This window comes from Rhodococcus sp. UFZ-B548 (assembly GCF_903819475.1).
GTDB classification, from domain to species: domain Bacteria; phylum Actinomycetota; class Actinomycetes; order Mycobacteriales; family Mycobacteriaceae; genus Rhodococcus_F; species Rhodococcus_F erythropolis.
Map to the genome: position 1 here is coordinate 1 of NZ_CAIJDS010000039.1, position 24978 is coordinate 24978.

Genomic DNA, 24978 nt, shown 5'->3' on the forward strand with positions numbered 1-24978 from the left:
AGAGACCAGCAGCATGAAATCAGCACACGCCCCGCTCAAATGCGGAGAGCCCGTTTATGTGCTCTGAGCGCCGGGTAGGCACCTGAACACACCAACTGAATCGTTTCTGTGACATTTCTGACCGCACCCGATTACCTGCAGGTGAACAGCCAGCGTTAACCTCAATACATAGGACACCCGGCGTCCGTGAAATCCACGTGAGTGGATGACGCGGCTGGACCCCGTCGAGAGGGGGACACCGGGATCGACTGGTATCGGGGCGCTGCAGTTTGCATCCGGTGTCACGAGAACCCGGTTCCGGCTCACCCCAGGAGAGTTTGATGACCTCAGCGACCATTCCCGGTCTCAATGGAACTGACGGCACGCCCCCCACGCAGCACAAGGAACTGCTTGCATGGGTGCAAGAGGTTGCCGAACTCACCCAGCCTGATCGTGTCGTCTTCGCAGACGGCTCGGACGAAGAATGGGACCGACTGACAACGAAGTTGGTCGAGGCAGGAACCTTCACCCGCCTCAACGACGAGAAGAAGCCGAACTCTTTCCTCGGCAACTCCGATCCGTCCGATGTCGCGCGAGTCGAATCGCGTACGTACATCTGCTCGAAGGAAGAAATCGACGCAGGTCCCACCAACAACTGGATGGACCCGGCGGAGATGCGCACCCTCATGGGTGACCTGTACCGCGGTTGCATGCGTGGACGCACCATGTACGTCGTGCCGTTCTGCATGGGCCCCCTCGACGCCGAGGATCCGAAGCTGGGCGTCGAGCTCACCGATTCCGAGTACGTCGTCGTCTCCATGCGCGTCATGACCCGCATGGGCAGCAAGGTTCTCGACAAGCTCGGCACCGACGGATTCTTCGTCAAGGCGCTGCACTCGCTGGGCGCTCCGCTGGCCGATGGCCAGGAAGATGTCGCGTGGCCGTGCAACGACACCAAGTACATCACCCACTTCCCCGAGGATCGTGAGATCTGGAGCTTCGGTTCCGGCTACGGCGGAAACGCTCTCCTGGGCAAGAAGTGCTACTCGCTTCGTATCGCTTCGGCAATGGCGCACGACGAGGGCTGGCTGGCCGAGCACATGCTCATCCTCAAGCTCATCTCGCCCGAGGACAAGGCCTACTACATCGCGGCGGCATTCCCCTCCGCTTGTGGCAAGACCAACCTCGCGATGATCCAGCCGACCATCCCCGGATGGCGCGCCGAGACCCTCGGTGACGACATTGCCTGGATGCGTTTCGGTGAGGACGGACAGCTCTACGCCGTCAACCCGGAATTCGGTTTCTTCGGCGTGGCTCCCGGCACCAACTGGTCGTCGAACCCCAACGCCATGCGCACCATCGACCAGGGCAACACGGTCTTCACCAACGTCGCTCTGACCGACGACGGTGACGTCTGGTGGGAAGGCCTCGAAGGCGACCCGCAGCACCTGATCGACTGGAAGGGCAACGAGTGGACGCCCGAGTCGGGCACCCATGCGGCTCATCCCAACTCGCGTTACTGCACCCCGATGTCGCAGTGCCCGATCATGGCTCCCGAGTGGGACGACCCGAAGGGCGTGCCGATCTCGGCAATCCTGTTCGGTGGACGCCGCAAGACGACGGTTCCGCTGGTCACCGAGGCTCGCGACTGGCAGCACGGCGTCTTCATGGGTGCAACGGTCGGCTCCGAGCAGACCGCAGCAGCCGAAGGCCAGGTCGGTACGGTTCGCCGCGATCCGATGGCAATGCTGCCGTTCCTCGGCTACAACGTCGGTGACTACTTCCAGCACTGGATCGACCTCGGCAAGTCCGCGGACGCGTCCAAGCTCCCCAAGGTCTTCTACGTCAACTGGTTCCGCCGTGGCGACGACGGACGCTTCCTGTGGCCAGGCTTCGGCGAGAACTCTCGCGTCCTGAAGTGGATCGTCGAGCGCATCGAGCACAAGGCTGCCGGCATCGACACCCCGATCGGCGTCGTTCCCACCGGATCGGCACTCGACATCGAAGGCCTGGACGTGTCGGACGCCGACATCACCGAGGCCCTCGCGGTCAACATCGACGAGTGGAAGGCCGAGATCCCGCTCATCGAAGAGTGGTTCGACTTCGTCGGCGAGAAGCTGCCGACCGGCATACGTGACGAGTTTGAAGCTCTGAAGCAGCGGTTGGCCTGATAAACCGCCCCCGTATGTAGTGGCCTGATGCCGCATTGGTTCAATTTGATGAACCGATGCGGCATCGGTCGTCTGTATGCCCTTGCCTGTAGCCGTTATGCAGTTCAGCCGTAAAGCAGTTCAGCCGTAAAGCAGTGATCAGCGAGCGGGTCGACACACTCGATCCTCAGGAGGACCAGATATGAGCGGGATCTACAACAACGTGACCGAATTGGTCGGGCGCACCCCGATCGTGCGGCTCAACCGTCTGACCGAGGGCCTGGACGCACAGGTCGCCGTCAAGCTCGAGTTCTACAACCCGGCCAACAGCGTCAAGGACCGGATCGGCGTGGCAATCATCGACGCCGCCGAGAAGTCCGGTGCACTCAAGCCCGGCGGAACCATCGTCGAGGGCACCAGTGGTAACACCGGTATCGCACTCGCCATGGTCGGTGCTGCTCGCGGCTACAAGGTCATCCTGACCATGCCGGAGACCATGTCCACCGAGCGTCGCGTGATGCTGCGTGCTTACGGCGCCGAGATCGTGCTGACCCCGGGCTCCGAGGGCATGGCCGGTGCAGTCGCCAAGGCCAAGGAAATCGTCGAGCAGACCGAGAACGCTGTCTCGGCCAGCCAGTTCGCCAACCCTGCCAACCCGGCCATCCACGAGGCGACGACGGGCGAAGAGGTCTGGGCCGACACCGACGGCGCCGTCGACATCTTCGTGTCCGGCATCGGCACCGGCGGCACCATCACCGGCGTCGGACGCACCCTTCGCAAGTACAAGCCCGAGGTCAAGATCGTGGGCGTCGAGCCCATCGACTCGCCGATCCTCAACGGTGGCCAGCCGGGTCCCCACAAGATCCAGGGAATCGGCGCGAACTTCGTGCCCGACGTCCTCGATCGCGAGATCTACGACGAGATCATCGACGTCTCGTTCCCCGATTCCATCGAGGTCGCTCGCGCACTCGGCACCAAGGAAGGCATCCTGGGCGGCATCTCGTCCGGCGCCATCGTCTGGGCCGCACTCGAGTTGGCGAAGCGTCCGGAAAACGCCGGCAAGCTGATCGTGGCTGTCGTGTGTGACTTCGGCGAGCGTTACATCTCCACCCCGCTGTTCGAACACATCCGGGACTGAGACTTGTGAGTATCCTCGGGACAATTCGCGAGGACCTGCAGGCTGCGCGCGGTCAGGATCCTGCCGCGCGCAGCAATGTGGAGAACGCGCTCGTTTATTCAGGGCTGCATGCCATTTGGGCGCATCGGGTTGCGCATCGTATGTGGGCCGTCCCTGCACTACGCGGCCCGGCGCGAGTGCTCTCGCAGCTGACACGCTTCGTTACCGGCATCGAGATTCACCCCGGTGCCACCATCGGTCGACGGTTCTTCATCGACCACGGCATGGGCGTCGTGATCGGGGAGACGGCCGAGGTCGGTAACGACGTGATGCTCTATCACGGCGTCACCCTGGGTGGTCGCTCGCTCGAGCAGGTCAAGCGTCACCCGACGCTGGGAGACCGAGTCACCGTCGGCGCTGGTGCCAAGATCCTCGGACCTGTCGTCATCGGTGAAGGTAGCGCTATCGGCGCCAATGCCGTTGTCACCAGAGATGTTCCGGCCGAATCCATCGCGACGGGTATCCCGGCGGTGGCGCGGCCACGGACCACCAAGGAAAAGCTGGTGGACCCGAACAGTTACATCGATCCTGCGATGTACATCTGAAGCACTCCTTCTTCGATGGCCACCCTCGTGTAGACGGCGGGTGGCCATCGGCGTCTGTTCAGGCTCGCGTCAGGTGCCACCCGCGACGTCCCAGTACGACGGCCGTCGCTGCGCCCAGTGCCGTCCCGATCAGGGGATAGCAAGCGAGAATTAGCCACTGGGGCGAGTTGTCTCGAAGCGCCATGTAGGAGATGTCCAGGCTCGACTCGTAGTCGCGACTCGTCTGCACACCCCGGATCGGTTCGTAGGCACCCTGATAGACGATGGTCTTGTCTTGACTGGTCATCACGTCGATCAGACTGCCCACCAGAGGAATTCCCCCGACGACAAATCCCAGAACCGCCAGAATCACGATCAGTGCGCGCATCGAACGAGCCTATCGCCCGGCCGGAAGTTCAGACTGCGATCGACGGTTCTTCGGGCGTCGAGAGGGTCAGGATCGCTCGCACGACGCGTGGACTCTGCTCGAGTGAGCGTTCGAGTTCGCGCAACGTGTGGGCCACTCGGGATTCCGCGTAGTCACCGACCAGATCGACGCTGGCCACCAGGTACACCTGCCGTGGCCCGAGGTATTCCATGCGTAGGAACGTGATTCGGTTGATCTCGGGTAGTTGGGTGAGAGCTTCGACGGCTGCTGCCCGCAGCGTCGGTGAGGCCTCTTCGCCGACCAGGAATCGGCGGTTGCGATCGATCAGGATGATCGCGATGACTCCGAGAAGTATGCCGACGAAGATGGAGCCGAGGGCGTCGGGGATCGGTGAACCGGTGATCTGGTGCAGTAGGACGCCGACGAATGCGATGACCAAACCGATCAGTGCTGCAGCATCTTCGGCGAACACGGCCCGGGTCGTCGGGTCGGATGTGTTGAGCGCCTGGGCCATGACGTCGCGGTTCACGGCGGACGCTTCGGTTCGGAGTTGCTTGTACGCCTGCCGGAACGAGATGCCTTCGAGGATGAACGAGACGCCGAGGACTGCGTAGGCGACACCGAAGTCGGTGGCCGGTTCGGAATGGAACAGTTCCTGGATGCCGTGGGTGATCGACACACCTGCGCCGAGCGCGAAGAGTCCGAGGGCGGCGAACATCGACCAGATGTAGGCCTCCCGGCCGTACCCGAGTGGCTGGTCTCGGTCGGGAACCCTTTTCGAGCGGCGGTTCGCGATCAGCAGCAGCACTTCGTTGCCGGTATCGGCCCAGGAGTGGGTGGCCTCGGCGACCATCGATGCAGATCCGGTGACGATGGCGGCCGCCGTCTTGGCCCCGGCGATCAGCGCGTTAGCCGCAAACGCCAGTACGACTGTCGTGGTGCTCTCGTCGCCGTTTCCCGTCGGCTCGGCCTTGGGTTCGATGCTCACGAACTTCAGGCTAGGCGGGTGGCGACGGTTTCGTGCGGTGACGCTCGGCGACGGAGCGCAGCAGTGTGTCGACGGCGTCGTGGAACTGCGTCAGGCCCGGCTCTTCGACGGGAAAGTGCCCGCACCCGTCCAGCATCACGAATCCGGTGGGTGCGTTGATGCGGCGGAGGAACTGCAGGCTCAGTTCGGGTGGCGTCCATCGGTCGTCGGCCGGGTGGGTGAGCAGAACGGGCGTCGTCCGAAATGCTTCGGGTGCGGTGTGCTCGAACGAGAAGTAGCTGCTGAGGAATCCGAGTGGCACCCGAACACCGCCACCGCGCGGATCGGTTGCGCACAGCGTCGCGAGTTCACGGTTGCTGCTCATGTTCGCGACGTCGGCGACCCAACGGATGGGCACGCGGATACGGCCCACCAGTCGTTCGGTGCGGCGCATCAGGGGAGCGCCGTAGACACCCATCGGGCCGAACCGCGCCGCGGCAGCTCTGGCCGACGGATTCGAGGGATCGAGCAGACAGGTAGCGACGACGGCGTCGGCCAGACCGGTCCGCGCGGCTACTTCGTAGGCCAGCAGACCGCCGATGCTGGCGCCCAACAACACCAGCGGCCGATCGTCGGCTGCCTTCTCGGCCCGGACGAGATCGCAGAGGAGATCGACCCACTGCTCGTACCGGACGCCGGCGGGATCGGCTACGACGGTGTCGCCGTACAGCGGAAGATCGGGGAAGAGGACTTCGGCTCCGAGTTTCACGCCGATCCCGGCGAACGGCCACAACGCGCCCGAGTAGCCGCCGGCGCCGTGGATGCCGAGAACACGAACCGGCGCGTCTGGAGCCACTGCCCGTGCGACGTGGACGGTGTTGCCGTTCCACTCCCACCACGTCGGGGTCGGCGCCGGCATGTGGTCGGTGTACCGGTCGGGCATAAACTTCGAGTAATCGGCGCTGGTCACCTACACAATTCTCGGTACCGGCGTCGCGGCTGACAACTCGCATCGGAGGACCGTGTCGACTCGGCGGAAAAGGCCCTCCCAGCAGCGCTCGAGGGCTACCTACGACGCGATCCTGGAGGCAGCTACTCGCGTTTTCGCGTCGGAGGGCATGGCAGCGACCACCAACCGGATCGCTGACGAAGCAGGGGTGTCGGTGGGCTCGCTCTACCAGTATTTCGGCGACAAGTACGAGATCCTTGCGGAGTTGGCGAACCGTCACGTGAGTGCTGCGCGGGAGAGTTTTGCGCTCTGCCTTGCCGACATCGTCGAGCGTGAACTCGCCCCGGACGAGGCCGTCCGGATGTTGGTGGAGTGCGCGGTCGAAGTGAACAGTAAGCCGCGAGAGTTCTTTCACCTGCTCTACGATCAGGTTCCGCGTACGCGCGAGCTCATCGAGCAGGTCGAAGGAATGAATCGGCAACTGGTACTGGGTTTTTCGGAGTACTTGCAGAGCCGCGGTTTCAGTGCGGACGATGCGTTGCTGACGTCGCGGCTGACTGTGACTGCCATGGACAGCCAGGTGCATCGGGTTGTGCTGGAATCGGATTCACCCGAGGAACTTCGAGTGCGAACGGAAGCCGTCGTGCGGCAGGCGAGATCGATGACCGCGTCTGCCAAGAACTCGTCGTGAAACAGAGAACCCGCTGAGCGCGAAGTGCGCTCAGCGGGTTCTGTTGTCCTGTCTCAGGAACCGAAGGGAAGGGTTCCCGGCGGGATCTGGTATCCACTGCTGCCGACGGAGGCGCTGCCCCAGAGTGCGAGGAAAGCGTTGATGGCGTTGGTGAGCATATGAATGTCCTTTGTGAGATGACTGATTCGTTTTCGACGGTACCGGGTGGATCTGTGGATTCGCTGGGAGTTGGCACCCATTTCATGGGGCTGGCACCCGTTCCGGCAGGTCGGAACGGGTGCCAACTGTCAGCAAAGGGTGCCAACTCCCGGGTGGGTCAGCCCACGTAGCCGGGCGGCATGAGTACGGACTTGGTCTCGCAGAAGGCTTCGAGGCCCTCAGGTCCGTTCTCGCGTCCGATACCGGAGTTCTTGTAACCACCGAACGGTGATCCGGGATCGAAGGCGTACCAGTTGATCGCGTAGGTACCAGTGCGGATCTGCGCGGCAACTTCGAGTCCGTGATCGATGTCGGTGGTCCACACCGATCCGGCGAGGCCGTAATCCGAATCGTTGGCGATCTTGATGGCCTCGTCCTCGGAGTCGTACGGGATCACCGAGAGGACGGGTCCGAAGATCTCCTCGCGTGCGATGGTCATCGAGTTGTCCACGTCGGCGAAGATCGTCGGCTCGACGTACCAGCCCTTGTCCAGGCCGGCGGGACGTCCACCACCGAGTACGACGCGCGCGCCTTCTTCCTTGCCCTTGGCGATATAGCCCTCGACGCGCTCGCGCTGCTTCTCGGAGATCAGCGGGCCGAGTTGTGCTGCGGGATCGGACGGATCGCCGACGGTCATGAAGCCTGCCGCGGTCTTCATTCCCTCGATGACCTCGTCGTAACGCGAACGGGGAGCGAGGATTCGGGTCTGAGCGACACAGGCCTGGCCGGTGTTCATCAGGCCGGACATGACGAGCATCGGCATTCCGGCGGCGATGTCGGCGTCCTCGAGGATGATCGCGGCGGACTTGCCACCCAGTTCGAGGGAGCAGCGCTTGAGGTTCTGCGCGGCGATGGCACCGATCTTGCGGCCGACGGCACTGGATCCGGTGAACGTGATCTTGTCGATGCCCGCATGAGAGACCAGGTATTCGCCGGTCTCGGCTCCGCCGGGGAGCACGGAGATGACGCCTTCGGGAACGCCTGCCTCGGTGAAGATCTCGGCGATCACGTGGACGGAGAGAGGGGATTCGGGTGCGGGCTTGAGCAGTACGGTGCAGCCGGCGAGCAGTGCGGGGGCCAGCTTGTTGATCGCCAGGAACAGCGGGACGTTCCAGGCCAGCACGGCGGCGACGACGCCGACGGGCTCACGGGTCACCTTGGTCTGCCCGAATGCGCCGGTGCGCTTCTCTTCCCACGCGAACTTGTCGGCCAGCTCGGCGTAGTAGCCCAGCGTCGCCATCGACGGGGTCTGCTGCATCATGCCGACCATGGCGGGCGGCTGGCCCATCTCGTTGGAGATGAGCTGGTTGATTTCCGCGCTGCGCTCTTCGATCAGCTTGGCGGCCTTGGCGAGGATCGCGCCGCGCTCGGCGGGGGTGGTGCGTGACCACGGTCCCTCGAACGCCGCGCGGGCTGCGGACACGGCCGCGTCGATGTCTGCCGGTGCTGCGATGGGACAGCTGCCGACGCGCTCCTCCGTTGCGGGAGAGAACACTTCGAGTACCTGGTCGGTGGCCGGGGCCACCCATGCTCCACCGATGTAGAGCTTGTCGTAGTCAGTCATCAATTCATTCCTCGGTGTTGTCGGTCGCCGCGAGGGCATACGCGTCGTCTGCCTGTGCGGTGTCGGTGAAACTGGTGAATCCGTATTTCTCGTGCGGTCCGATGGCGGCTACCTCGAAAAGACCGGTGCCGGTGTTGGTGTTCGTGCCTTCGGTGAGCGTGAAGGACGCGAGGTTGTCGACGGGGGAGAACATGCGTTGGAACGGTTCGATCTCGTGGACCTTGTGGCGGAGCCCTTGTACGACGAGTTCGCCCTGCCACATTCCGTGACGCCAGTCCTGTTCGAGCCCGTAGCCGGTGCCGATTCCGATGTAGTTGGCCAGCAGCAGTTCGCAGGCGACGGTGAGGACTTCACCGCCTGGCCGGTGGAAGGTGATGGTCGCTCCGGTGACGTCGCGGGTGTCGGGGCAGAACGTCAGTTCGTGTTCGGGTCGGCCGAGCCATTCGTTGTCCCTGGCTTCGTCCGGCCACACTCGCATGGCTTCTTCGACGATGCGCCTGCCCTGCTCGTCTTCCTGCATGATCACCGAGATCGTGAACTCGTCGAACTGCATGACCGCGTAGATCCAGAAGAAGTTCTGGATTCCGTCGACGGCGCGTCTGCCTTGCGGTTCGGCTTCACCGACCGGACGCACACCCCACGAGCGGTCGCGGTTACCTCGCCACGTCTTCGGGTCGATCGCGAAGTCCTCCCCGTCGACGGTGAGCGATCCGGTCCACGTGCCGGTCTGCAGGAAGCGTGAGGTGTCGAACGTGACTCGTTCGAGTTGACGGCGAAAGTGCTTGGGCTCGAGCGCCGCCGGGATGGTGGCATCGAAGGTGATGTCGAAGGAGAGATCGTATTCGCTGCCCGGTTCGAGTACGACGCGGAGCTTCTGCAGCCCTTCGAGCACTTCGACGCGCAAAGGTCCGACGGTGGTGTCGGTACGGTCGGCACCCAGCGCCTTCGACATGCGAGCAACGATGTGGTCGTCACCGCGGCGAAGGACAGCGAATGCGTCCATGACGCCGAGGTTGGGGTACTGGCCGAGTCCGACGATGAGGAACACGTCGGGGGATTCGGTGGGGTAGCAGTTGAAGTAGTAGCGGTCGTAGAAGTTTCGATCCGAGGTGGCTACGTGACGGATCGGTTCGGCGATCTGGTGAACGGGATAGTCGTCCATCGGTGAGAGCATGTCAGGCCAACCTCTCCCAGTAGGTGCCGTCGAGCATCGCGGCGAGCGAAGCGCGGTGCATGATCATGTCGTCGGGGTCTTCGGGTCGCTGTGACTGGCCGAAAGCTATGGCGCGGGCCTGGATTCGCCACATGATGACCGCCTGGCGCAGTGCGGCATAGGTAACGTAGAACTCCAGATCGTGTGGGGCGTGGCCGGTGATCTCGGCGTAGGTGTGCGCGAGATCCGGCAGTCGAAGGAAGTCGGGAAGGCCGGGTAGGTTCGCCAACCCGGCGATGTCCTCGAAGAACCTGTGCAGGAATGCCATCCAGCCCAGATCCATCTCTCGCGGGCCGAGAGTTGCCATTTCCCAGTCGAGTACGGCTACCGGCGCGAAGTCCTGGTACATGACGTTGCCGATGCGCGAGTCGCCCCAACAGAGCACCGCCGGAGAATCGTCCGCGGGATTGTTCTCCTCGATCCAGTCGAGGGCACGTTCGATGAGCGGTGATCTGATGCCGTCGGAGACCACCCACTCGTAGTACGCGCGCTGCTCGGCGATGTGCGCCGTGAATGCGTCTCGTGCAGTCGTTCCCGAATTCGGGAGTCGGAGGAAGTCGAAACGCTCGCACGGCTTGTCGATGGCGTGCAATTGAGCCAGGACGTCGACCGAGCTGCGCTGGAGGGTTTTTCGCTGCTCGGGGGACGCTTCGGTGACCCACGATCCGAAGTTGTACGGCATGACGTCTGGCGGCACGTCGCCGGAGATTCGTTCCATCACGAAGAACGGCGCACCCAACGCGTCCGGGTCGGATTCCGACCAGTACACCGCGGGTACGGGCACCGCCGAGTGCTCGCGCACCTGAGCCATGGTGCGGAACTGGGATTCGAGGTCGTAGGTCGGAAACACCGGCATGGTCGATTCCGTCGGTGCCACCCGAGCGACCAAGGGATGATGATCGCCGTCCCAGGTGGCGTCGAAGAGGATGGTTTCGCTGGACATGCCGTTGGCTGCGGGCAAGGTGACGTCGGCGACGGTCACAGTGGATCCGCTCGGCACTTTGCCGGCCATCCACCGTTCCAGGCGCTCACGGAGGTCTTCGGTGTCGCGGAGGGAATCGCTCGGTCGGGCGACCTGGGCGTGATGCTCGGTTTCATCGGTCGAAGAAGCAGTCGAAGCAACGTCAGATGAGGAAGCGTCTGGGCTCACGGTCACCTCCTTCCCGTAGGCGTCACGTGCAATGCCCGTAACGGTGTGAGTCAGAACACTAAAACACGTTACAGAAATTGGGAACAGGCGGCACCCGTTTAGTGGGACTCCCTGCGGATTTATCGGGGAAGAACGCGTGTCAGATAACGGCGGTGAGCGCGAGCAAGCCCGCACCGGTCAGAGTTCCGGCGCCACCTAGCTCGGCGGGAACGATCCGGAGCCCGGCGATGAACGACAAACGGGCATGTCGGGCAGCCGCGTCGAGCATCGGTTCCCACAGCGGTGCACCCGACTGGGCGAAACCGCCGCCGATCACCACGAGGTCCACGTCCAGGAGGGCAGCCGCCGAGGCGATGGCGCCACCGAGCGCCGTCCCTGCGCGGTGAAGCGCGTCCACGGCGATCGCGTCACCGCTGCGTGCACCCTCGGCTAGTTCACGGCCGGTGTTTCCCGACCAGCCCTGGCTACGAGCCCATCGCACCGCGGACGGTCCACTGGCCACCGTCTCGAGGCAGCCGACGCCCCCGCAGCTGCACGGTTCGGAAGATCCTGGAACGACGAGGTGGCCGATGTGACCGGCGTTCCCCGTGCGACCCCGAGCAATCTCACCGCCGAGGACGATTCCTCCGCCGATTCCCGTCGAGACGACCAGGCTCAGGAGGTTCGGGGTTCCGCGTCCGGCGCCGTGGTGGAACTCCGCCAATGCCGCTGCGGCTCCGTCCATGGCGAGGGCGGTTCCGGCATCGGGAAAGACGCTGCGGACGCCCGCTACCAGCTCGAATCCCTGTGCCCACTCGGTGACGTTGATGGGAGCTACGACGCCGGCGACGGTGTCCACCGGCCCGGCGCACGCGATGCCCACACCGTCGACGTCGCGGCCGTCTGCGACTCGTTCGAGCAGCGCCGCACACTCTCTCCACGGGTCGGTCTGCGGCGTCGGCACACTGTCGAACACGGGAACGCGGCCGTCCTCGGACACGACGCCGGCCGCCATCTTGGTGCCACCGATGTCGAGTGCGAGGCGCATGTCGCTATCGCTTCTCGAGAACCACGACGAGGTTGCTCACCAGGAACTCCCGAAGACCGGGGACTCGGACCATCCACCACGCCCACGACGGGTGGTAGCGCGGGATCGCGGCGAGCAACGTGCCCTGGCTGGTTCCACGGGCCCAGCGTAGGCCGTCGGTGGCGCCGACTTTGAACAACGACACCCCGAATCTGTTCTTCGGTTCGCGTCCGGTCTTGCGGAGGTACCGCTTGGCTGCGTACTCGCCTCCCAGCGCGTGCCACGGTCCGGTTTCGTGGCCGCCGAACGGACCCCACCACAGGGTGTACGAGAGAACCATCAAGCCGCCGGGCTTGGTCACGCGCAGCATTTCCTCGGCCATCAGCCACGGCTCGCTGACGTGTTCGGCCACGTTGGAGGAGAAGCAGATGTCCACGGACGAGTCCAGGAACGGCAGTGCCAAACCGGATCCACGCACCGCGCCGCCCACGGTCAGACCCGCGGCGTGCATCTCCGACGGATCGGGTTCGACGGGAATGTAGCGGGCACCTGCGGCTTGAAAGACCTCCGCGAAATAGCCCGGACCACCGCCGACGTCGAGGACAGTGAGACCGTCGAGGGATCGTCCGGTGTGACCTTCGTGCAGGTCCGAGATCAACTCGACGGAGTCGCGCGCAAGCGCGCCGTAGAAGATGTCGGGCGCGGACTGCTCGTGGCGGAAGTCGCTGAGCAGGCCGAACGAGCGTTTCAGGGTTGCCCGTCGGCCGAAAATGCGGGTCACTGCGGGCTTGGTCACGGGTAGCAACTTTAGCCACTGGGTCGCCCGGTCCACGAACACCGTCAGGAGCGCGGCAATACGGACGCTCGAACAGTTAGGGTGTTCGGCAGGGTTACCGGCCGGTCAGGCGGGGCATCCCGCAGGATCGCCCGAACCGGGGTGGCCACCGACCGACTCAGGGAGTAACGCACGTGCGCGAGGTTCTGTTGCTCTGCTGGCGCGATACCGGGCATCCCCAGGGCGGTGGAAGCGAGCGTTACCTCGAGCAGGTCGGATCCCAGTTGGCCGAGCGCGGTATCAAGGTGACGCTGCGGACGGCGTCGTACCCCGGGGCGCCCGCGTCGGAGGTTCGAGACGGCATCACGATCAGCCGGGCCGGTGGACGTTTCAGCGTGTACCCCCGCGCTCTGGCCGCCATTGCCGCCGGACGTCTGGGTTTCGGATCGCTCAAGGGCATTCGCCCCGACGCGGTGATCGACACCCAGAACGGCATCCCCTTCTTCTCGAAGACCGTGGCGGGTGCGCCGGTCACGCTTCTGGTCCATCACTGCCATCGTGAACAATGGCCGGTGGCAGGCAAGCTCGTCGGCCGGATCGGCTGGTGGGTCGAATCGCGATTGTCACCGCGCACCCATCGACGTAGTCAGTATCTGACGGTGTCGCTTCCTTCGGCCGAAGAATTGGTGGACCTCGGTGTCGAGCGCGAACGAATTGCCGTGGTGCGCAACGGTGCCGATCGGCTCCCCGTCGGCGTCGACGCGGGTGGATCGATCACCAGGGCCGAGCGTCCCACCATCTCGGTTCTCTCACGACTGGTGCCGCACAAGCAGATCGAGGACGCACTCGAGGCCGTCGCAGCCCTGCGTCCGACGCTTCCGGACATCCATCTCGACGTCATCGGTGGTGGTTGGTGGGAGCAGAACCTGCGAGATCGCGCCGCCGAGTTGGGAATCGGTGACGCCGTCTCGTTCTACGGTCACGTCGACGAGGCTCGTAAACATGAACTCCTTGCGCAGTCGTGGATTCACCTCATGCCTTCGCGGAAGGAAGGGTGGGGCCTGGCGGTCATCGAGGCTGCGCAGCACGGTGTTCCGACGATCGGTTACCGCAGTTCCAAGGGCTTGACCGATTCGATCGTCGACGGAGTGACCGGGCTGTTGGTCGGCGGTGAGCACGCCGGCGACGGCGACATCGCTGATCTGACGCAGGCGGCAGGCACCCTGCTCCGCGACCACGAACTCCGCACGGTGCTCGGTGAGAAAGCTCGGGTGTGGTCGGGCGAGTTCTCCTGGGAGCAGACCGGCACCGGAGTGCTCGAGGTGCTGACCGCGCACAAGGACGGTCGGTGGGTCTCAGGACTGGCCGCGCCTCGCGAGTCGAATTCGGTTCTGGTTCAGTCCGACTGAGATCAGCGCGATCACGCCCATCAGTATCCAGGCGAGATGCGCAGCGATGACGGCAGTTCGGGCACCGGTCGACGCTTCCTGCGCGGCAACATCTCCGGGTACCCGGTAGAGCTCGAGATCGTTGTCGGCAAAGACCTGTTCCAACCCGTCGAGTGTCGCTGCCGCCTTGCCGAGCCGGCCTGGTGTCTCACGCTCGATCAGTACCCATCCGACTCCGAGATCGGCCAACTGCGTAGGACTCCCGCCGGCAAGCAGCACATCCTCGACCTGGGTGGCCCGGGTTCCTTCACCGCCGACAGCACCACCGGCAACCACCAGTTGGCCGGTCTGCAGCACGTCGAGGGGTAGGAAGCGTGGTGCTGGATCGAGTACCGGCGCATCACCGCTGTAGGGGAAGACGCGGAACATCCCGGCGGGAAGCACTGCAACGTCACCGGTTTCGTCTCGTAGTTGCTCGGCCACCACGGTCCAGGACCCGGGATAGTGCACGGGCTTCAACGCGCCGCCGACACCCCACACCAGATCCGGTAGCGCCACGATCGTCACCACGGCGGCGGCGATCGAGAATGTCGGGCGGGGAAGGGAGAACCGATTGCCCGCCCACATCACCGCGGCGGCGGCAGCGAGTGCGTAGAACGGTACGGCCAGCGCGACCCACTTCTGGGCGTCACGCAGTAGACCGGCGCCGGTGAACACCTCGACCGACCATCGGCCGACGTCGAGCCCCCACGGAGTAGCGCCCAGGGTCGGAGCGAGCACCGCGAACAGGGCCAGCGCGCCGAGTCCACTGACAACGGGGTTCCGGCGTCGGCGCCATAGAGCGGGCACACCGGCAAACACCACGACAAGCAGAAGAACTGTTCCGACCAACGCGAAGAGTGTTGTGCGCGTGGAAGGTACCGCTGCCGAGTTCCAGATACCGCCGAGCCCGGCGAGGCTGCCGAGCGTCGCGAGTCCGGGTTCTGCTCGGGCGGCAAAGGCGGCGACTCCCGCTGGATCGGAACCGTCGCCTGCTGCTCCGGATACGAAGGTGGCGACCAACCACGGCGAGGCGGCGACGAGGAACAGCCCGATAGCGCCGCAGACACGCCGCATGGCCGAGGTTCGGCCTCCGGGGGTGGCTACCACCACCAGCGCGGCCGTCAGAGCGAGCAGAGCGCCGGTAGGTGTCAGGCCCGCGAATGCCAGTGACGCGGCCAACGCCCACCAGGACCCGGGCGTGGCTCGGCGAACTCCGATTCCGGCACACACGATCCACGGCAGTGCGGCATAACCGGTCAGCAGGCTCCAATGTCCTTGTAACAGGCGCTCGGCCACGTAGGGGTTCCAGAGCATCACCGTCGACGCGACCAGTTGTGGACCGAGACCGGCCGTCGGCAGCAGGACGGCGACCATGCGCGCCGCACCCCAACCGGCGAGCCAGAGCGCCACGAGCAGGATGAACTTGACCACCAGTCCGCCGTCGATCACGGTGCTCAACGCTGCGATCAGCGCGTCCTGGGGAACGGCGCGGGCTGCGGCGTCGGTGAGTCCGAGGGCGGAGTCGGTCAAGTACGAGCGCGGCGTGCTGACGGCGTCGCGCAGCAGGAGGTAGCCGGGGCCGAGCAGCGGTCCGAGGATCAACAGTGCCAGCGCCAGGCTGTACGCCGCAGGCAGGTAACGGCGGTATCCGGCTTGCACTGTCATGACGCGCACGATACGTGGTGCATCATTACTGCCATGCCTCGCCAACCACTCGATCGCGCCGCCGCGGCCGGGGTCGGCATGGTTTTGGTGGGATCGATGACGGCCAATGTCGCGTCGTACCTGTTGGCATGGTTGGCCAGCCGATGGTTGGGTCCGGTCGGCTACGGAGAGTTCGCGAGTCTGCTTGCCGCCCAGTTGGTACTTGCGGTTCCGGCTTTGGCGTTGCAGACGGTGGTCGCCCGCGAGGCGGTGCGTGGCAAGAGCACAGATGCGTTGCGGTCGTTGGGGTATCGATGCACCGCGATCGTTGCCGTCCTCGCGGTTGCGCTCGCTCCGGCGATGGCGTGGCTGCTCGACACCGGAATCGTGGCGTCGTTCTCGGCATTGGTGACTGCGCCCATGTTGGTTCTGCTGGCCACGGAGCAGGGGTTGTTGCAGGGTCACGGTCGATTCGGCACTCTCAGCGCTGTATTGGCCGGGGCCGGGGTGATGAAAGTCCTTCCGGCAGTGATCGTTCTGGCCTTCGGCGGCGGGGCAGGCGCGGCATTGGTCGCGGGCGCGGCCGGAACTGCGTTGCTGGTGGCGATAGTTCGAGTGGTCGACCGAACCGTCTCGGTGAGCGAGGACCGGCCGGTGCGGATCGGCGTCGTCTCCGTGCTCGCGGCGTCGCAGGTTCAGCTTGCGTTGATCGCGTTGTCTTCGCTGGACCTGCTGATCGTCCGCGTCGTCCTCAGCGAGTACGACGCCGGTGTCTACGCACTCGGAGCCGTCGCGACGAAGGTGGCGTTCTGGCTGCCACAGGCAGTGGGCGTCGTGCTGTACCCGAAGATGGCGAATCCGGCGCACTCGGCGCAAGCGGTTCGCTCGGCGTTGGCGGTGCTCGTCGGTATCGGCGCCGTGTTGGTTCTGGGGGCGGCGGTTGCCGGCCCGCTGGTGCCGATGCTCGTGGGCGACGCGTACGCCGCCGTGGCTCCCATGCTGTGGGCCTTCGCCCTGCACGGTGCAGCGCTGGCGGTACTCCAGGGTGCCTTGCTGTCCGCAATCGCGTCAGAACGCACGCGAGTGGCCCTTCTGGCGTGGGCGGGACTGGTTGTGGAGGCGACGGTCATGCTGGTGTGGGCGAAGACGCCGGGAGAGTTGATCGGCGTCGCCGTGGTGGTGGCGTCGACGACGGCCTTGGCGGTGTCCGTCGCCGCAGTGCGAAGTGCCGACCGCGCCCGGCCGGCACCTCACAGCGACGTCAGTTCTCCAGACGCGTGAACAAATCGTCGAAGTAGTCGAGCGTACGCATCGCGGTGTAGACGGATCCGTAGTTGATGTTCCCACCTGTGTAGACGACGTTGTCGCCTTGTACTGCGCGGATACGGTTCCACATCGCGCGGTCGTCGGTGACGGGATCCACGCCGGGCGCGGTGGTGACGATCATTCCGTCGGCCGAGTCGAGGGAAGTCACCAGGTTTTCGGTAGAGATCTCCTTCTGTCCCTCGACCGGCCACTGGAGCTGGACGCCGAGGTCTTCGGCCACCTGCGTGGAGATGCCCTTGCGGTTGACGCCGTTGACCTTCTGATTCACGTAGTTCAGCAGCACGATCTGCTTGCTCACCAAACTCCGGGCGTGGCGTTCCTTCAATCCGGCTGCTTTGTCCTCGTACGCTCCGATGACCTGACGGACTTCGGGGTTCTCGGTGCGATTCAGCCAACTCGCCAACTGATCGATGTTCTCGCGCCACGGACGGGTGAAGTCCATCGGAAGCACAGGCGCTGTCTGGCTCAACTGCTGCAGCGGCCACATGTCGGAGGCCTCACCGATGTCGGTGCAGATGATCAGGTCCGGTTCCAGCGCGAGAATTGCCTCGACGTTGACCGGTGCCTCGAACACCTGCGCCGTCGGATCGGCTGGAACCCACGGCTCGGCGGCGTCGAAGCTGTACGCGATGACCGGCAGGCCCATCGCAACGGCTGGTTCGAGGTCGAGTCGGGAGTCGATGGCGACGACGCGCTTCGGTGTCACCGGAATGTCGTAGGTTCCGAGCGAGGTCGTGACCGTGCGCATCCCGGACGCATCGCCCTCGGTACCGGCGGACCTTGCGCAACCGGCGGCGAACAGCCCGGAGAATGCAGCACTGCCGACAACAAATCTCCGACGTGTCAGATCGCTGACACAGATGTGCGAACCCAGAACTGTTGATGCGGGCATGTGGCTCCTCGTGTTCGGGGTGGTCTGGACTTCCAGAAAACGCTAAGCCCGCGACCACGCGGAGGGAACGACCCGTTGCGCCAATCCGTACGCCGATCCGGCAACAAAGTCCCGAAATGCAGCAGAGCGCCCCTTCCGTGTGGAAGGGGCGCTCTGCTAACTGCCTGAATCAGTCCTTGCGCAGATCCGGACGCGGGATCACCTGAGTGTCGTCCGAGGTCCAGTCGTGCTCACCCGGAGCCGGCTCGGGCGAACCCTGGCCGCTGGGATTCTGGTTCGTTCCGCCGTGTGCAGCGCGGGCCGGAGTTCCGCCCTTGCCGCCGCGAAGGCCGAGGAAGATACCGGCGATCAGCGCGATGACTCCGAGGACACCTGCCACGATCGGGACGGTGCGGCCGAACAGCGAGAGCTTGTCCATGCCGTCACGCGCCTGCTGGACCTGGTACTCGATGGTCGCCTCGTCGAAGGGCAGCGTGACCTTGAGAACCTCGACGTCGACGGCATCCTTGTTGCGGCCGTAGTACTGGTGCAACTGCTCCTGGCCCTTGACGACGACACCGGTCTTGGGCTCGACCCACAGGTCACGGACGTTGGTGTACCAACGCGTCATCGTGATCGGGGTTGCGCCGCCGGGAACGCCCCAGGTGTCAGCGGGAAGGCTCAGCTTGTTGGTGGGGGAGTTGACGACCTTCGACAGGTCGACGGGATCGATCGTCTGCTGGAAGTGGTACACCTTCAGACCGTTGATCTCGGTCTCTTCGACGAAGTCGATGTCCTTCGTGGCGCGAGCGTTCAGGTCGAAGTAGGGGTAGCTCTTCTGTTCCGTGTTGAACGGGAACTTGTACTGCAGACCGTCGCGGGAAACTTCTTCGGCGGGCTGGTCGCTGGACGTCTGGACGGTTCCGACCGGATCGTTGGTCGGCATCGAGCTGACGCGATCGAGCGTGACGCGGTCCAGGGTTGCGGTCAGCAGTCCGGTATCGCCCTGCTTGTCGGTGCGACGGACCGTCTGGCCGGCTTCGACGGTGATGATGTCGGCGTCGGACGGGTCCTGCGTGGTGACGTAGCGCTGAGCGACGATCGGCACGTTGGTGTCGACCTGTGCCTTTCCGCCGAGGAGGGCCGCCGAGTTGAGGACGCTACCGGTGCCTGTGGCGACGGTGGTCACCTCGAGGTCGAGTGGCGTCTTCTCCAGCTTGCCTACCGTGTAGGTAGGAATGAGGATGGCGATGGCCAAAAGGAAGGCACCGAGGCCCACCAGAATGCAAGGAAGTATCCGGCTCGGCCCTGAGCGTTCCGCCATGCTGTGACTCCTAACCCGTTAAGTCTTTCGAGGTTCCCCAACCGGCACAATATGAGCTGCGCAGATCGCATGGGGCCCCCGATGGACACCATGTGTGGCAGAACACTAACAGTCCACCGGCCCGGTTTGTCGCATGAGGGCATGAATTGGCCAGGCATTTTGTTGTGAGTCCCTGGTGGTTTCCCTCAATCGGCCTGGGGTGCACACTTATCCGTGATGATCAGTTCCACGAATTCCTCTCAGACGGTCCCGCCACAGGCTCGGGGCTTCGTTCCGGCTTTGGACGGTATGCGTGGATTGGCCGCGCTGGGCGTCCTCGTCACCCATGTCGCGTTCCAGACCGGTGAAGCGCAGTCCGGTGCGATCGGGCGCGCGTTCGGTCGACTCGATCTCGCCGTAGCGGTGTTCTTTGCCTTGTCCGGATTTCTCCTGTGGCGCCCCCATGCGGCAAAGGCTCGCGGAATCGGGCAGCCGCAGTCGACCGTCCGGTACTGGATCTCCCGCGCGACGCGCATTCTGCCGGCGTACTGGGTGGCAGTGGTCCTGATCCTGCTGTTCCTGCCCGGAGCCGGCGGGGGCTACCAGGTGTGGCTGGCGAATCTCGGGTTGGCGCAGGTCTTCGTGCCGTTGACACTCACCGAGGGCCTCACTCAGATGTGGAGCCTGTCGGTCGAGGTGGCGTTCTATGTTCTGCTGCCGCTTTTCGCGTATCTGATGGTCCGACTACGAGGAAACTCGGTCCGGTTCCGGCTGCCGCTTCTGCTCGGGGTGTCGGTCTTGGCCTTGACGTGGGCATTCATTCCGATTCCGACGCCGGACGCTATCCACCACGACAACTGGTTGCCGGGCTACCTGCCGTGGTTCGGCGCCGGCATGGTGCTGGCCGAGCTGGCAGTGGGCCCGTCGACACGGGTGCATCGCCTCGCGCACCGTCGGGTACTCCTGACCCTCATTGCCTTTATCGCCTTCGTTCTCTCGTGCACTGATCTGGCCGGGCCCGAAGGTCTGGTGCGGCCTGAGCCGTGGCAGTACGCGATCAAGATTGCACTCGGTGCGATCATCAGCTTCTCGTTGATCGCGCCACTGGTTCTGCGCGATCAATCGCAGCATCGGTTGCTGGCCAGTCCTCTGGCGCTGGCAATCGGACGCTGGTCCTACGGCCTGTTCATCTGGCACCTGGCCGTACTGAACGCTGTGTTCCCCGTATTCGGCATAGTTCCGTTCTCGGGCAGCTTCTTCTACGTCCTGGCCCTCACGGTCGTCCTGAGCGTCGCTGTGGCCTCGGCCAGTTACGCCTTGGTGGAGGAACCGGCGCGCGTCGCGGTCACGCGGTGGGAGAAGCGCCGCCACATCGGTGAACCGGCAAAGGGCAACGCGGCCAACCCGGTCACGACCAAGGCCACCAACATCGAGAACTGAATCGCGAACGAATCGCCCACATAGCCGCCCGGTGCCCGCCACGGTCCGGTCGAGAGCAGCGTGATGCCGATCATCGCGGCCACGCCGGCGGTGCCGACGAGAATGCGTGCGGTCCGAGCCGGGCCGAAGATTCGCAGCGCGGCAAGTCCGAGGATCGAGCACACGACTGCGATCGCCGCTCCCACTCCGCCGCCGATGACGGTGGCCGCCGCGAGCACGCCCACCCATCCTGCCGCGACGCTGCGCCACGGTCGGGGTGGTGTGAGGGGCTTGGGCTCTCGGCGAGTGGGGACAAGAGCCGCGAACAACAGCGGGATCAGCAACACGAGCCCGCCGAAGATGCCGAGGCGGTACCAACGGTCGCTGGGGAAGTCGATGGTGACGGTTCCCGCGGTGCCTGCCGGCACGATCCAGCCCTGCTGCCAACCGTTCACGACCACCGGCGTCAGCTCGGAACCGTCCGGCGCCGTGGCGATCCAACCGATGCTGGTGCTCTCGGGATTGACGATCAGCTGATCGATGGACGAGTTCGTGACGGTCAGTTCCCTGTGATTCGCCGTCCACGCGGTCGATTCGAGCGGTGTATTCCGTTGCGCGGCTGAAGGACCGACCGCCGTCAGGTCGAGATTGTCGACCGAGAATGCGGGGCCTGGTTCGACGACCACTTCAGGCTGTCCCGCCGGCAAAGTCGCCGAAGCGTCCAGACCGCACACACGTGCTTCGACGGGTGCGCCGGTCCGAAGTTGCGTCGCCGTCGCCGTGATCGAGGTGGGGAATTGCTGTCCGGCAACCGAGATGGTCGGGCCGTCGCCACAGGTGACGGTGACGGTGCGGTTGTCGAATGATTCTGCGCCCTGCACTCCGGAACCGGCGATCGGGGTTCCGTCGGCACCGACGACGCCGACCTCGGCGAGGCCGGTGGGCTGCGCCTGGGCGAAGCCGAGCGCCGTCTGATCGAGGACTGGTTCCCAAGCGGTGATGCTCAGGACGATCTTGTCGGTGACGAAGGGGGCGAGGGTAACTCGACTGGTTCGAGGCGTGTCGTCCGAGGGTTCGGGCAGCTCTCGCACCTGCGGCCCGTTGCCGAGATTCACCGCGACACTGGTCGGCAGCGACGGCAGAGTGCCAAGTCCCCGCGTGATGTCCAGGCCGGTGACCAGGGTGGGCTCGGGAAGATTGAGAGTCAGCGTCGGTTTCGGGCCGCCCGGTTCTGTGGTGCTCTGCGGCGCCGACCACGTGGTGCGTGCGTCGCCGTCGGTGGCAGCGAAGGCAGATCCGCGTGTGTCGCCGATGTCGCTCGAACCCGAAGCCGTGATTCGGCCGGGGACGGAAAGCAGACCTTCGAGGGCGTTGCCCTGACGCGCTCGGACAGTCAGTGTCGGTGCAACGACTGTGTTTTCGGGCACCGTGAGCGTGCGCTGGAAGCGGCTCGGCTCTTCGGGTATCGCCATGAATGCATTGCTGCACCGCACGCGGTCCGTCGAATCGGCGCAGGCGTTGCGGCCGGGGAACTCCTGGCTCAGGTTCCACGCGTTCACAGATGCGCCCGTCGGCGTACTCGGCAGGACCGTGTCGAAACGGATCGGTACGGTCTTCGGCGCGCTGCGATCGGAGAAGTCTTCGACGGAGAGTTCGCTGATGCCGAACTGTGTTCCAGGCGATCCGTTTTCGGTGTGAGTCGCTGTGACGCGTACCCACGGAGTGTTGCCACCCGGAATCGAGACGGTGATGGGCTCACCGGGACGCTCCACCTTCACCGCCGTGCTGCCGTTCGGTGTCGAGACCTCGAGCCATTTGACGGGAGCTCCGATTGCCGCGGCACTGGTGGTCAGATGAAGCAACCCACTGGAAATCGGTGTGTCGAAGTCGATCTGCAACCACTGGCCCAGCGCGCGCTCGATGCCGTTGCTGAACCAGCCGGTGGCGGGATCGCCGTCGACCGTCGACGCTGGACTGCTCGACGGTGAGGTGCCGCCCAGCTGGGTGGCATCTGAGGCGGCGCTGGAAACGGTAATCGAAGCGCCACTCCAGCGGCCTTCCACGAGAGGCGTGTTCGCAACCGGATAGTCGGGCACCAGATTGTAGGTACGACGTGCGTCGTCAGGGGTGCGCAGGGCGGAACTGTGGTTGTCGACCTGACCGAAATCGGTTTCCCGATCGCGCGGTGTGTCGGTGACGGTGACAGAATCGACGGGCAGTCCCGCAGCTTCGGCGTCGGCGGCGAGAATCATCGGCCCGGTCCCCGGAACCAGCCCGCTTTCGTGAAGTCGCACAGACGATTCCGGCCCACCTTGTACACGCGGAACCTGGTTCAGGTCGACGGAGTACGGGCCACTGACCGCCGGGGTGCCGTCGGGCGGGGTGACCTCGAAGATCTCGATGGCCGGGTAACCGGGACGCAGATCGCTGTCCGCGACCAGCCCTTCGATCGGTTCGGGGCTGTCGTCGTCACCGAAGTGGGCGACTCGCTCGATCCCCGGCGAGCCTTCGACTGCCTGGTGCACGAGTATCGGCCTGGCCGAGCGCGACGTTTCGCCGTCGAGGTCGTTGCGCATCACCAGGTAGTGGATGCCCTGCCCAAGCAAGGTCTGTGCGAGGCCGTCCGACGGACGTCCGTCGGCGATGAGACGTTGCACCGAATCGAGCGCTCGGATGGCGCCGGGAGGGGTCAGCGGGACCGAGTCACGCACCGCCCACGGCGTACTCGCCAAAGCCTGAAGCGGTTCGTCACGCGTCAGACCCCAGACCTGGCTGCCGAAGGGCGCTCCCGGGACGACCAGGGCACGTTCGGCTTCCGATCCGGGGGAGGTGTTGTCCTCGAGCCACTGCGCTGCTTCGTTCCAGTACGAGGGAACGTCCGGGTAAGCGCCGCGGGGAGCGAGCTTTCCCGTCCAGGCCAAGGCAGTCGAGAGGGTGAGGGCAACGAGGATCAGGCTGGTCAGTGCGACCATCGGTTCGCGCTCGGGATGGGCGAACGCGCGGCGCCATCGGGCGAGTGGAACCGATCCCGGTAGTGGCACTTTGGCCAGCAGGTGTGCGAGTCCGAGCACCAGCGGCAGACGGACCAACGGCTCGAGCTTGTGGACGTTGCGCAGCGGAGCACCCGCCGAGTCGAGGAACAGGCGTACCGACTCCGACACCGGCGAGCTGAGTTCACCAACGTATCCCGCGGCCAGGCCGGTGATACCGACGAACAGGACGAGTGTCAGCCGGCCGCGAGCAGGCATGGACCGCATGCAGAGCCCGGCGAGGCCGGCGGCGGCAACCAGACCGGTGGCGACAACTGCTGCGGGCTGGGTGACCAGGACGGCGCCGGCAATGCGTTCGGGGGAGACGAACGGGGTCCAACTGTCCGTGCCGCGAAGTATCTCGGCCAGCGACGCCCATTGCGTGGTGACACCGGCGGACTCGATGTAGTCGAGGAACGGTGGGCTGATCTTGCCGAGCAGCAGTAGCGGCACGATCCACCAGAGTGTGCCGAGAGCGACGAACAGCGCCCACCACGCGGTGAACTTCAGCCATGTTCGGTTGGGTTTGTGCGAGAGCCACCAGATGATCGCGACCAGGCAGGCCGCGGCGGTGGCGACGGCATTGATCGAACCCATGAGCGCGACGGCAAGCGCGGATTGCGCGGCCAACCGCCTCAACCCCCGTGAGCGGTTAGGGAGTCCAGGGACTCCATTTCCACGCACAGGGCCGAAGGCCAAAATCACCGGCAACAACACCCACGGCGCCAGCATCATCGGCAGGGTTTCCGAGGAAATCGAACCGAGCGTGGTCAGCACGCGGGGAGAGAGAACAAAGGCAACCGCTGCGATGACGCGCGAACTACGGCTGCCGATACCGAGAGCCTCGGCAACTCGGATGATGCCCCAGAATCCTGCGATCAGAAGCAGCGCCCACCAGATGCGCTGGGTGATCCACGGCGGAACGTTCGCCAACTCGCCGAGCGCGAAGAACGGCCCGTGCGGAAAGAAATATCCGTAGGCCTGGTTCTGAACCTGGCCTAGCGGGGCCTGACTACTCCACTGATGCGACGCGCGTTCGAGAAAACCGAACGGATTCTGCGTCAGGTCGTACTTGGTGTCAGCGGTGATCAGACCCGGCGATTGCAGAAAAGTGAGAAGAAACGCTACGACGGAGGCGCCGAACAGCCACCGCTTCGACAGGGGCTCTGCCGACGGGGCGGTGTCTACCGAAGACACCGCCCCGTCGGCGGAAGAACGGGAACTC

At 64.8% G+C, this 24978-nt stretch carries 18 protein-coding genes and 1 pseudogene; 7 read left to right on the top strand and 12 right to left on the bottom strand.

From position 1 onward, the window contains the following. Positions 1–320 precede the first annotated feature (320 nt). From H7C86_RS25970 to epsC, 3 genes are all read left to right on the top strand, one after another. On the top strand, positions 321–2150 hold the full coding sequence (locus tag H7C86_RS25970; protein WP_029254577.1) for a phosphoenolpyruvate carboxykinase (GTP): 1830 nt from the start codon (positions 321–323) through the stop codon (positions 2148–2150). A gap of 181 nt (positions 2151–2331) precedes the next feature. After that, positions 2332–3267: a cysteine synthase A gene (cysK, locus tag H7C86_RS25975; RefSeq protein ID WP_003945916.1), complete on the top strand. Its 936-nt coding sequence runs from the start codon at positions 2332–2334 to the stop codon at positions 3265–3267. A gap of 5 nt (positions 3268–3272) precedes the next feature. Further along, positions 3273–3851, top strand: a complete 579-nt coding sequence (epsC, locus tag H7C86_RS25980) for a serine O-acetyltransferase EpsC (RefSeq protein ID WP_003945907.1) — start codon at positions 3273–3275, stop codon at positions 3849–3851. Positions 3852–3909: 58 nt separating this feature from the next. Here the strand turns inward: epsC and H7C86_RS25985 are convergent, their stop codons facing one another. From H7C86_RS25985 to H7C86_RS25995, 3 genes are read right to left on the bottom strand one after another with little or no spacing between them, the layout of a single operon-like run. After that, positions 3910–4218: a hypothetical protein gene (locus tag H7C86_RS25985; RefSeq protein WP_182262488.1), complete on the bottom strand. Its 309-nt coding sequence runs from the start codon at positions 4216–4218 to the stop codon at positions 3910–3912. Positions 4219–4246: 28 nt separating this feature from the next. After that, on the bottom strand, positions 4247–5206 hold the full coding sequence (locus H7C86_RS25990; RefSeq protein ID WP_019747118.1) for a cation diffusion facilitator family transporter: 960 nt from the start codon (positions 5204–5206) through the stop codon (positions 4247–4249). A gap of 10 nt (positions 5207–5216) precedes the next feature. Further along, positions 5217–6155, bottom strand: a complete 939-nt coding sequence (locus H7C86_RS25995; RefSeq protein ID WP_020906414.1) for an alpha/beta hydrolase — start codon at positions 6153–6155, stop codon at positions 5217–5219. A gap of 52 nt (positions 6156–6207) precedes the next feature. Between H7C86_RS25995 and H7C86_RS26000 the strand changes: the two genes are divergently transcribed. Then, complete coding sequence (locus tag H7C86_RS26000) at positions 6208–6825, top strand: TetR/AcrR family transcriptional regulator (RefSeq protein WP_182262489.1); 618 nt, start codon at positions 6208–6210, stop codon at positions 6823–6825. A gap of 316 nt (positions 6826–7141) precedes the next feature. Here H7C86_RS26000 and H7C86_RS26005 read toward each other — a convergent pair whose 3' ends face one another. From H7C86_RS26005 to H7C86_RS26025, 5 genes are all read right to left on the bottom strand, one after another. Then, positions 7142–8587, bottom strand: a complete 1446-nt coding sequence (locus tag H7C86_RS26005; RefSeq protein WP_003945530.1) for an aldehyde dehydrogenase — start codon at positions 8585–8587, stop codon at positions 7142–7144. Positions 8588–8591: 4 nt separating this feature from the next. After that, on the bottom strand, positions 8592–9761 hold the full coding sequence (locus tag H7C86_RS26010; protein ID WP_133727629.1) for a hypothetical protein: 1170 nt from the start codon (positions 9759–9761) through the stop codon (positions 8592–8594). A gap of 1 nt (position 9762) precedes the next feature. After that, the gene (locus H7C86_RS26015) at positions 9763–10950 is read right to left on the bottom strand and encodes a phosphotransferase family protein (RefSeq protein ID WP_259349298.1); all 1188 of its coding nucleotides are present in this window, start codon (positions 10948–10950) and stop codon (positions 9763–9765) included. A gap of 139 nt (positions 10951–11089) precedes the next feature. Beyond that, positions 11090–11977, bottom strand: a complete 888-nt coding sequence (locus H7C86_RS26020; RefSeq protein ID WP_182262491.1) for an ROK family protein — start codon at positions 11975–11977, stop codon at positions 11090–11092. A gap of 4 nt (positions 11978–11981) precedes the next feature. Next, on the bottom strand, positions 11982–12752 hold the full coding sequence (locus H7C86_RS26025; RefSeq protein ID WP_003945692.1) for a bifunctional 2-polyprenyl-6-hydroxyphenol methylase/3-demethylubiquinol 3-O-methyltransferase UbiG: 771 nt from the start codon (positions 12750–12752) through the stop codon (positions 11982–11984). A gap of 173 nt (positions 12753–12925) precedes the next feature. Between H7C86_RS26025 and H7C86_RS26030 the strand changes: the two genes are divergently transcribed. Continuing rightward, positions 12926–14140 (top strand): glycosyltransferase family 4 protein, encoded by a 1215-nt coding sequence (locus H7C86_RS26030; RefSeq protein WP_019747129.1) that lies wholly within the window; start codon positions 12926–12928, stop codon positions 14138–14140. On the opposite strand, the gene H7C86_RS26035 is transcribed toward H7C86_RS26030, so the two are convergent. After that, a complete protein-coding gene (locus H7C86_RS26035) occupies positions 14087–15826 on the bottom strand; it encodes a hypothetical protein (protein WP_182262492.1) in 1740 nt (579 codons plus the stop codon). The genes H7C86_RS26030 and H7C86_RS26035 overlap by 54 nt on opposite strands. Positions 15827–15859: 33 nt before the next feature. Here H7C86_RS26035 and H7C86_RS26040 point away from each other — a divergent pair, with 33 nt between their 5' ends. Next, on the top strand, positions 15860–17086 hold the full coding sequence (locus tag H7C86_RS26040; RefSeq protein ID WP_030534642.1) for a lipopolysaccharide biosynthesis protein: 1227 nt from the start codon (positions 15860–15862) through the stop codon (positions 17084–17086). Here the strand turns inward: H7C86_RS26040 and H7C86_RS26045 are convergent. Further along, positions 17067–18023: an ABC transporter substrate-binding protein gene (locus tag H7C86_RS26045; protein WP_182262493.1), complete on the bottom strand. Its 957-nt coding sequence runs from the start codon at positions 18021–18023 to the stop codon at positions 17067–17069. The two genes, H7C86_RS26040 and H7C86_RS26045, sit on opposite strands and share 20 nt — an antisense overlap. A gap of 169 nt (positions 18024–18192) precedes the next feature. Next, entirely contained in the window at positions 18193–19326 is a 1134-nt protein-coding gene (locus H7C86_RS26050; protein ID WP_019747133.1) for a DUF3068 domain-containing protein, read from the bottom strand. Positions 19327–19542: 216 nt separating this feature from the next. On the opposite strand from H7C86_RS26050, the pseudogene H7C86_RS26055 reads away from it, so the two are divergent. Beyond that, a pseudogene (locus H7C86_RS26055) lies at positions 19543–20592 on the top strand (acyltransferase family protein); the annotation flags it as partial. A gap of 23 nt (positions 20593–20615) precedes the next feature. Here H7C86_RS26055 and H7C86_RS37875 read toward each other — a convergent pair. Beyond that, positions 20616–24950 (bottom strand): alpha-(1->3)-arabinofuranosyltransferase, encoded by a 4335-nt coding sequence (locus tag H7C86_RS37875; protein ID WP_182262494.1) that lies wholly within the window; start codon positions 24948–24950, stop codon positions 20616–20618. Between the last annotated feature and the right edge of the window lie 28 nt (positions 24951–24978).